The 9,292-nt window shown below is 73.2% G+C and carries 9 protein-coding genes; 3 read left to right on the top strand and 6 right to left on the bottom strand.

Going from position 1 to position 9,292, the window contains the following annotated elements:
* Positions 1–96: 96 nt before the first annotated feature.
* The gene (locus tag QUG92_RS04795; RefSeq protein WP_289457897.1) at positions 97–405 is read right to left on the bottom strand and encodes a hypothetical protein; all 309 of its coding nucleotides are present in this window, start codon (positions 403–405) and stop codon (positions 97–99) included.
* 66 nt (positions 406–471) lie between these two features.
* Here QUG92_RS04795 and QUG92_RS04790 point away from each other — a divergent pair, with 66 nt between their 5' ends.
* Positions 472–741: a hypothetical protein gene (locus tag QUG92_RS04790; protein WP_182045519.1), complete on the top strand. Its 270-nt coding sequence runs from the start codon at positions 472–474 to the stop codon at positions 739–741.
* 35 nt (positions 742–776) lie between these two features.
* On the opposite strand, the gene QUG92_RS04785 is transcribed toward QUG92_RS04790, so the two are convergent.
* Positions 777–1,193 (bottom strand): VOC family protein, encoded by a 417-nt coding sequence (locus tag QUG92_RS04785; protein ID WP_289457895.1) that lies wholly within the window; start codon positions 1,191–1,193, stop codon positions 777–779.
* Positions 1,194–1,231: 38 nt separating this feature from the next.
* Positions 1,232–1,825: an acyl-CoA-like ligand-binding transcription factor gene (locus tag QUG92_RS04780; RefSeq protein ID WP_289457892.1), complete on the bottom strand. Its 594-nt coding sequence runs from the start codon at positions 1,823–1,825 to the stop codon at positions 1,232–1,234.
* 68 nt (positions 1,826–1,893) lie between these two features.
* Between QUG92_RS04780 and QUG92_RS04775 the strand changes: the two genes are divergently transcribed.
* Positions 1,894–2,652, top strand: coding sequence for an SDR family NAD(P)-dependent oxidoreductase (locus QUG92_RS04775; RefSeq protein WP_289457890.1), 759 nt, complete (start codon positions 1,894–1,896; stop codon positions 2,650–2,652).
* 106 nt (positions 2,653–2,758) lie between these two features.
* Here QUG92_RS04775 and QUG92_RS04770 read toward each other — a convergent pair whose 3' ends face one another.
* From QUG92_RS04770 to QUG92_RS04760, 3 genes are all read right to left on the bottom strand, one after another.
* A complete protein-coding gene (locus QUG92_RS04770; protein WP_289457888.1) occupies positions 2,759–4,144 on the bottom strand; it encodes a hypothetical protein in 1,386 nt (461 codons plus the stop codon).
* Positions 4,145–4,335: 191 nt separating this feature from the next.
* Entirely contained in the window at positions 4,336–4,926 is a 591-nt protein-coding gene (locus QUG92_RS04765) for a TetR/AcrR family transcriptional regulator (RefSeq protein ID WP_069712549.1), read from the bottom strand.
* Positions 4,927–5,044: 118 nt separating this feature from the next.
* Positions 5,045–7,252, bottom strand: coding sequence for an MDR family MFS transporter (locus QUG92_RS04760; protein ID WP_289457886.1), 2,208 nt, complete (start codon positions 7,250–7,252; stop codon positions 5,045–5,047).
* 183 nt (positions 7,253–7,435) lie between these two features.
* Between QUG92_RS04760 and QUG92_RS04755 the strand changes: the two genes are divergently transcribed.
* On the top strand, positions 7,436–9,283 hold the full coding sequence (locus tag QUG92_RS04755; protein ID WP_182045514.1) for a DEAD/DEAH box helicase: 1,848 nt from the start codon (positions 7,436–7,438) through the stop codon (positions 9,281–9,283).
* Positions 9,284–9,292: the final 9 nt, after the last annotated feature.

Here is a 9,292-nt window from a genome sequence, read left to right as displayed (position 1 = left end):
CCGGCGGCCGCGGTGCCCGGCCCCCGGGCCGGCGGGGCGGGGGGGGGGGCGGGGGGGGGGGGGGGGGCCGCCCCCCCCCCCCCCGCGCCTCCCGGCTCAGCGCGTGGTGCGTCCGACGGTCAGCCGTCCCGGTCCGACCGGCAGCACGCCCGCTCGGTGGGTGAGGACGACGGCGTCACCGACGGTCGTACGAGCGGCGCCGAAGCGCCAGAGCCGGTTGAAGCAGTACACGCCGACCTCGGTGCTGCCGTCCTCCGCCACCGCCCAGGTGCCCGACCCCCACTGGGCCGGGTGCCCGACGCCGTCGATCGTCACGGTCGGGCGAGCGCCCCAGGTGACCAGGGGACGGCGGACGTCGAGGGTGATCCGGCGCTTCGTCGTGCCGGACGGCTGCGGGCTGTCCATGTGCGCCAGGCTACGGCCAGCGATGGTCCTGGGAGTGCTCGGCGTGCCGTCCGTAGGCTCGCGGGCATGGCTGACTTCACCGCTGCCCAGGCCGCCGTCGTCCGGATCGAACGCGCCGAGGAGGGACGCTGGGACCTCACGCTCATCAGCGACTCCGGCGTGCGGATGGGGCACGGCGTGCACCTCTCCGACGCGGCGTCCGACGACCCCGCGGACGAGCAGGCCGCTGCCCTCGACTTCGTGCGCGAGTACGGGTTCCGGTTCGAGGCGGACGCGGTCACGGCGGACGGCCCGGACGCGTTCTGGGCCCCGCTCCTGCCGCTCGACGCCGCCTAGGGGCCGTGCCCCGGGCCGGGCTGGTTCGGCGTCGGTCAGTCGTCGAGCGCGCTCCGCTCGAACCCGATGAGCCACGTGACGCCGAACGCGTCGCGGACGGTGCCGTCCCAGTCGCCCCACGGGCGCTCCTGCAGGGCGTCGACCACGGTGCCGTCGGTCGACAGGTCGGTGAACCAGCGCCGGAGGACGTCCGGTCCCGCGGTCCCGAGGAGTGCGAAGAGGACGCCGGAGGCCGAGAAGGGCTCGTCGCCCGGCCCGGCGTCGGCTGCGGCGAGCCGAACGGGGCCGACGAGCTCGCCGTGGGCGACCGCCTGGGGTGGGCCGTCGGTGCGGGCGAAGTCGCTGTACGAGGCGATCCGCAGCTCGCCGCCGAACACCTGCTGCCACCGGGCGAGGGCCACCCGCGCGGTGCCGGGGAGCAGGAGGTACGGGGTCGGTCCGCTGCGGTCCATGCGCGCACGGTACCCCTGACCGGACCCGCTGACCAGGGTCAGGTCATCTCGAGGGCGCGGTCGACGGCGTCGGCCGGATCGCCGCCGTCCTGCTGCGCCCACCACTCCAGGGCGGCGTGTGCGGCGGCCGCGAGCGTGCTCGCGCGGACCGCGACCCGGAGGTCGTCCGGTCGCGCGCCGTCGTGGTCGGCGACGAACCGCACGATCGTGGCGGCCAGGCGTGCCTGCGCCTCGGCGCCACCCGGAGCCAGGCCGGGGTTCGCCCGGATGACGCGGAGGCGGTGCCGTGTGGTCTCGACGGTGTCGGCCGGGAACGTCGCGCCCGCGCGGTACGCGGCGCGGAGGCCGTCCCGGGACGGCTCGTCCGCAGGCCGTGCGTCGAGCTCGTCGGTGAACCGCTGCGAGAACTCGGCGAGTCCGCCCCAGACCAGGTCGGCCTTGGTCGGGAAGAGCCGGAAGAGCGAGCGTCGGCTCACCCCGGCGGCCTCGGCGACGTCGTCCATCGACACGACGTCGAACCCCCGCTCGTCGAACATCCGGAGAGCCACCAGCGACACGGCCTCGGGGTCGATCGTGCGGGGACGGCCGGTCGTGCGGGGTCGTGCGGGCTGGTCGGCGGCGGGAGTCCCCATGGCGTCCTTTCGGCACTGAGTGCTACAACTGTGTCGCGCAGGCAGCGCACACTCGACGAGGAGCACACATGAGCGACACCACGGCCGGACGGTTCACCGGCAGGACCATCATCGTCACCGGAGCGGGTTCCGGCATCGGACGCGCCACGGCGACCCGGATCGTGCACGAGGGCGGCCGCGTGGTCGCCACCGACGTCGTCGCCGAGCGGCTCGACGCCCTGCGCGAGGAGCTCGGGTCCGCCGCACTCGAGACGGTGGTCGGCGACGTCACCGCAGCCGACACCATCGACGCGGTGCTCGCCGCCGGCGGCGACCGCGTGGACGGGCTGGCGAACGTCGCCGGCATCATGGACGCGTTCCTGCCGCCGAGCGAGGTCGACGACGCCACCTGGGAGCGGGTGTTCAGCGTCAACGTGACCGGTCCGATGCGGCTGACCCGGGCCGTGCTGCCCCGGATGATCGGTGCCGGCAAGGGCGCGATCGTGAACGTGGCCTCGGAGGCGGCGCTCCGGGCGTCCGCGGCGGGTGCCGCCTACACGGCGTCGAAGCACGCGATCGCCGGCTTCACGAAGAGCGTCGCCTTCTTCCACGGCCCGCAGGGGATCCGCGCGAACGCGGTGGCCCCGGGCGCCGTCGCGACGAACATCGAGGCGCCGATGCGCAGTGAGTACGCGGCGTCGCGCGTCGGGCCGGTCATGCAGGTCACGATCCCGCCGGTTGCGCAGCCCGAGGAGCTCGCGGCGGCGATCACCTGGCTCCTGAGCGACGACTCGGCGAACGTCAACGGCGCGGTGCTGCCGAGCGACGGCGGGTGGTCGGTGGTCTGACCGGGGCTGCACCTCCCCGGACGCCGAGACGCCGCCGACCAGGCGGGACGCCGCCGGAAGTGGCGGCGTCCCGTGCGGTCGGCGGCGTCTCGCGGCCGTGCGGGTGTCAGGCGCGGTGGCGGGACCGACGGACGCGACGGAGGCCGAGCAGCGCCGCTCCGACAGCGAGGAGCCCGGCGGCCCAGCCCACCGGAGCCGCGGTGTCGGCACCGGTGTACGCGAGCGCGTGCGCCGGCGTCGTCCTGGTCGCGACCGGGGCGAGTGCGTCGCTCGCGGTCGGCGTCACCCGGACGACGGGCACGATGCCGCCGTCCTGCGGGGTCGTGTCGACCGGTGCGGCGGGCGCCGGGTCGGCGGGCGTCGGCTCCGCGGGCGTGGGGTCGGCGGGCGTGGTCGGCTCGGTCGGGGTCGTGGGCCCCGCGGGCTCGTCGGCGACCGCGACGCTGAACTCCGCGCAGACGCCGTCGACCGACACCCAGACGGTGTGCGTCGCCGCGGTCGCGAAGGTCACCGTGAAGCCGTCCGGACCCTGCTCGACCCGGTCGGCGTCGTCGCTCGCCCAGACCTGGGCGCGGTCGGTCGCCTGCACGGTGTTGCCGTGGGCGTCGATGGTCCACGGCACGAGCGTGATCGAGCCACCGGGGACGACCGCGATCGGGATCGGGCTGCCGGTCTGGTCGCCCTCGACCCAGGTGTACGAGCCGTCCGCCGCGGCGGGGACGCCGTGCACCACGACGCCGACGCCGACGACCGCGGCGGGTTCGACCGTCTGCCGGATCCACTGCGTGGCGGTGCCGCCCGCGGTGGTCGCGGTCACCCGGAGGGTGAAGGTCCCGGCGACCGTGGCGGTGCCGCGGAGGAAGCCGTTGCGGAAGGTCAGTCCCTCGTTGAGCCGCGCGGGGCTGCCGTCGGTCTCGGTCAGGGTGTAGATCGCCCCGCGGGCGTCCTGCGCGCGGAGGTCGGCGGCGACCGTGCCACCCGCGGTCACGGTCGGCAGGACGCGCGGGGACGACTCGCTCGTGCCCTCGCTGTAGGACGGCGCGGAGGCGGAGGCGGAGGCGGAGGCGCTGGCGGGCGCCGACGCCGCGGGTGCCGGAGCCGCGGGCGTCGCCGGCGGGGCCGTCGTGTCGGTGTCGGTGCCGGTGCCGGTGGCGGGTGCGGCGGGGGTCGTGGCCGGGGCCGCGGGAGCCGCCGGTGCGGTCCCGGTCGTCGCGGCCGGAGCAGGGGCCTCGGTCGACACCGCGGCGGGGGTGGACGGGACGGCGACCGGAGCGGCTGCGGCGCCGCCCTGGTCGGTCGACGGCACGGCGGTGGCGCTGCCGGTCGTCACGGTGTCCGGTGCCGACGGCGACGACACTGTCGACGCCGACACGGGCTCGGGGACGTCGGTGGCCGCGGTCGCGGGCAGGACGCCGAAGGCGGTGGTGACCAGCACGGTGCCGGTCGCTGCGGTGATGAGCGCCAGGGAACGGCAGCTCGGAACGGACTTCATCGGTGCTCCTCGCGGATCCCCGGTGCGTCGGGTGGGCTGCACCGGGACCGGACGTCGGGTACGTCCGGTGCTGCGAGCGTAGGGCCGGATCGACCCCGCCTGAGGGCTTCCTGCGGGTTGCCGAACGGCGGCTGTGGAACCACGCAGCGGCGCGGGATCCCGCAATCCCGCACGGCGGCGCGACGCATCGCTCAGGCCGAGGCGAGTGCGCCCATCTCGGCGACGACCACGCGCAGTCGTGCCGCCAGTTCGTCGCTGTCACCGACCGTGTCGCGGTGGGCGACCTCGGACAGGGCGGACAGCACGAGGCCGACGACCGTGCGCGCCGTCTGCTCGTCGGTGCGTGCGGAAACGGTGGCGAGGAGCGACTGCCGCGACTCGGCCATCCACTGCATCACCATCGGGGCCATCTCCGGGCGGAGCACCAGCAGCTCCTTCATCCGACGGCGGTCCTGCGACAGGGGCACGGTGCCGGCGATGAGGGCGCAGACGTCGTCGACGAGCCGGCCGTCGGCGGCGGCGAACCGGGTGGCCGCCCACTCGGGGACCTCGACCGTGTCGAGTCCGAGTGCGGCGTGTGCCTTGGACGTGAAGTAGTTGAAGAACGTCCGCGGCGAGACGTCCGCGTCGCTGCAGATCTGCTCGACGGTGACGCCGTCCAGGCCGTGCTCGGACACGAGCGTCAGGGCGGCGTCGTGGAGCGCCTGCCGGGTCTGCTGCTTCTTGCGTTCGCGCAGCGTGCACGGCGCGGTGGCCGGCTCCGGTGCTGCTGTGGTGCTCACGTGCACTCCTGTACTGCTGGGCGGCCACCGTGTCCACCGGTGGCCCGGGTCGTCCTGCCGGACGTGTCCGGCACGGGGAGGCCGCCCGCACCCCGGGCGGGGTGCGGGCGGCCGGGGGTCACCGACGCTGGGTCGGCGTGGAGCCGGTCATCGGACCGGTGAACGATCCGGCCTCGGCTGCTGCGAGCCCGGCGCGGGCCTCGAGGTCGGCCTGGGCCGACGGCGCGGAGCCGTCCTCGTCGGCGGACGACGCCCCGTTGGCCGCGTCGTGCTGCTCCTGCAGCGCCGACCGCTGGCGCAGCGGCGGCACCTTGAAGAACCAGGTGAGGACGAAGGCGAGCAGGATCACGCCGAGTCCGACCCAGTAGATCGTCACGGACGAGGCGTTGAAGCCCGCCATGAACGGCCGCGTGAGGCGGCTGTCGGCACCGGTGAGGAACGAGGTGTCGTTCGTGCTCGTCGCGGCCGAGTCGGACTCTCCGCCCTTCCCGATCTCCTTCGCGAGGGCCGGCGTGAGCTCGTCCACCCAGTACGAGCGCTGCGAGGCGTCCGACCAGTCGACGGACACGGTGCCGTCCTGGACGCTGGCGTGGGCCTGCTCGGCGACCGCCGTCAGGGCAGCGGACTCGGCAGCCGGGGTGGCCGCCGCGACCTGCTGGTCGATGATCCCCTGCGCCGCGGCTGCGGGCACCGCACCCGCCGTGACCTGCTGCTGCACGGCCGCGGTGACCTGCTGCGTGACGGCCTGGTCGGCAGCCTGCTTCGCCTGCGCCGACGCGTCGTCGAGCCGCGACTGCACGGTCTGCTGCAGCGGCGTCGTGATCGGGGCCCAGATCTTCTCGATCGCGCCCTGGTTCGCCGGCTTGCTCGCGACGGACGGGTCGAGTGCCGCGGACAGCGCCGGCTTGAGGTCGGCCTGGTTCGCGGTCGCGGACAGGATGTTGTTCGGCATGACCGAGAACAGGATCGAGAGCAGCACGGCGGTACCGAGCGTGCCGCCGATCTGGCGGAAGAACGTCGCCGAGCTGGTCGCGACACCCATGTCCCGGGCCTCGACCGAGCCCTGCGAGGCCAGGGTCAGCGACTGCATGACGGACCCGAGCCCGAGGCCGATCAGGAACATGCCGATCATGAGGAACCAGAGCGGCTTGTCGATCGACATGAAGGTCAGGACGACGTAGCCGGCCGACACGAGGAACGTGCCGATGACCGGGAAGATCCGGTAGCGGCCGACGCGGGCGACGATCTGGCCGGAGGTGATCGACGCGATCATCAGGCCACCGACGAGCGGCAGCGTGGCGAAGCCGGACTCGGTCGGGGTCAGGCCGACGACGATCTGCAGGTAGAGCGGGATGGTCAGCATGGCGCCGAACATCGCGAAGCCGACCAGGAAGCCGATCACGGTCGCCATCGAGAACGTGCCCGAGCGGAAGAGCTTCAGCGGGATGATCGCCGCGTCGCCCATCTTCGACTCGACGAGCAGCAGGGCGACGAGGCCGAGCGCGCCGATCACGTAGCTGGCGACGGCGGCGGGGGAGCCCCAGCCCCAGGTGCGGCCCTGCTCGGCGACGAGCAGCAGCGGGACGAGCGTGACGATGACCGCCGTCGCGCCCCACCAGTCGACCTTCGGCTTGTCGCCCGTGCCGTGCACCTTCGGCAGGTGCAGGAAGACGATCACCATGATGAGCGCGGCGACGCCGATGGGCACGTTGATGAGGAGCACCCAGCGCCAGCCGGTGATCCAGAGGATCTCGGACGAGCCGGCGAGCAGGCCGCCGATGAGCGGCCCGATGACCGAGGAGATGCCGAACACGGCGAGGAAGTACCCCTGGTACTTCGCGCGCTCACGCGGGGCGAGGATGTCGCCCATGATCGCCAGCGGCAGCGACATGAGCGCGCCGGCCCCGATGCCCTGCACGGCGCGGAAGGCCGCGAGCATGAGCATCGAGGTGGACATCGAGGACAGCACGGCGCCGAGGATGAAGACGACGATGCCGAAGATGTAGAGGGGTCGACGGCCGAAGATGTCGGAGAGCTTGCCGTAGATGGGCGTCGCGATCGTCGACGTGATCAGGTAGGCGGTGGTGACCCAGGCCTGCTGGTCGAGGCCGTGCAGGTCGTCGCCGATCGTGCGGATGGCCGTGCCGAACACCGTCTGGCCGAGGGACGACAGGAACATGCCCGCCATCAGGCCGTAGATCACGAGCAGGATCTGGCGGTGCGTCATGAGCGGCTGCTGGCCGGGCGCGCTGGACGCTCCGGGTGCCGCGTCGGCCCCGGCGCCGTGGCGGCCGGGCTGCACCGAGACGGGTGCGGTGGCGGTCATCGAACTCCTTTTTCGTACTGTGTAACTTTGCAGACCGCGCAACGATACATCCGATGGTTGCGGAATGCAACCAATTGCGGGACGGACGGGAGGCGCGTGGCGGGCCCGCCCCGCGCCTCCCGTCCGTCCACCGATCGCCCGCCCGCGTCAGCGGGCGTCCGCCGTCCGAGGTACCGTTTCCGCATGAGCACGGACACCGCCACCACCACCGAGACCACCGACGAGGGGCCCGTGGTGACCTTCGCCGACCTCGGCCTGAGCGATGCGGTGCTCAAGGCCGTCAGGGACATCGGCTACGAGACCCCCTCCGCCATCCAGGAGGCGACGATCCCGACGCTGCTCGAGGGGCGCGACGTCGTCGGCCTCGCGCAGACCGGCACGGGCAAGACCGCTGCGTTCGCGCTGCCGATCCTGTCCCGCATGGAGTCGGGCAGCAAGGTGCCGCAGGCCCTCGTCCTCTCGCCGACGCGCGAGCTCGCACTGCAGGTGTGCGAGGCGTTCGAGCAGTTCGCGTCGCACATGAAGCACGTGCACGTCCTGCCCGTCTACGGCGGTCAGGCGTACGGCGTGCAGCTGTCGGCACTGCGCCGCGGCGTCGACGTCGTCGTCGGCACGCCGGGTCGCATCATGGACCACATCGCGAAGGGCACGCTCGACCTGTCCGAGCTGAAGTACCTCGTGCTCGACGAGGCCGACGAGATGCTCAAGATGGGCTTCGCCGAGGACGTCGAGACGATCCTCGCCGAGACGCCGGACGACAAGCAGGTCGCGCTGTTCTCGGCGACGATGCCCGCGCAGATCCGTCGCATCTCGCAGCAGTACCTGACCGACCCGTCCGAGATCACGGTCAAGACGAAGACGAAGACCGCCGCGAACATCACGCAGCGGTACCTCATGGTGTCCTACCCGCAGAAGGTCGACGCCCTGACCCGCATCCTCGAGGTCGAGGACTTCGAGGGCATGATCATCTTCGTCCGCACGAAGAGCGAGACCGAGACCCTGGCCGAGAAGCTCCGCGCCCGCGGGTACGCCGCCGCGGCCATCAGCGGTGACGTCGCGCAGGCCCAGCGCGAGCGCACGGTCAACCAGCTGAAGTCCGGCAAGCTCGACATCCTCGTCGCCACCGACGTCGCGGCCCGTGGTCTCGACGTCGACCGCATCACGCACGTCGTGAACTACGACATCCCCGTCGACATCGAGTCCTACGTGCACCGCATCGGCCGCACCGGTCGCGCCGGTCGCAAGGGCGACTCGATCAGCTTCGTGACGCCGCGTGAGCGCCGTCTGCTCTCCGCGATCGAGCGGCACACCAAGCAGCCCCTCACGCAGATGCAGCTGCCGACCATCGACGACGTCAACGAGACGCGCCTGACCCGCTTCGACGACGCGATCACCGCGGCGCTCGAGCAGCAGGACCGCATCACGGCGTTCCGCGACGTGATCGCCCACTACGTGCGGAACCACGACGTCCCCGCCGAGGACGTCTCCGCGGCGCTCGCCGTGGTGGCGCAGGGCGACGACCCGCTGCTCCTCGACCCCGCCGACGACCAGCTGCGCAGCCAGGTCGACCGCGACGGCCGTCGTGCCGAGCGCCGCGACGACGACCGCGGCGGGCGCGAGGACCGCGGTCCCCGCCGATCGCAGCCGATGACCGCCTACCGCATCGAGGTCGGGCGTCGTCACCGTGTCGAGCCGCGTCAGATCGTCGGCGCGCTCGCGAACGAGGGTGGCCTGCGCCGCGACGACTTCGGCGCGATCCAGATCCGGCCGGACTTCTCGATCGTCGAGCTGCCCGAGGACATGGACCGCGGCGTGCTCGACCGGCTGTCGGACACCCGGATCAGCGGGAAGCTCATCGAGATCAAGCCGGACCGTCGCGGTGGCGGGCGCCGCTACGACCGCGACGACCGCGACGACCGGGGACCCCGCGGTCCCCGCCGGGACGACCGTCCGCGTCGGGACGACCGTGACGACCGTCCGCGTCGCGACGACCGCGACGACCGTCCGGCCCGCAAGCCGCGGCACGGCTGACGCCGGTCC

This window comes from Curtobacterium citri (assembly GCF_030362955.1).
Lineage (GTDB): Bacteria > Actinomycetota > Actinomycetes > Actinomycetales > Microbacteriaceae > Curtobacterium > Curtobacterium citri.
Note: the sequence above shows the minus strand (reverse complement) of the source record. Positions and strands in the feature narration are given on the sequence as shown.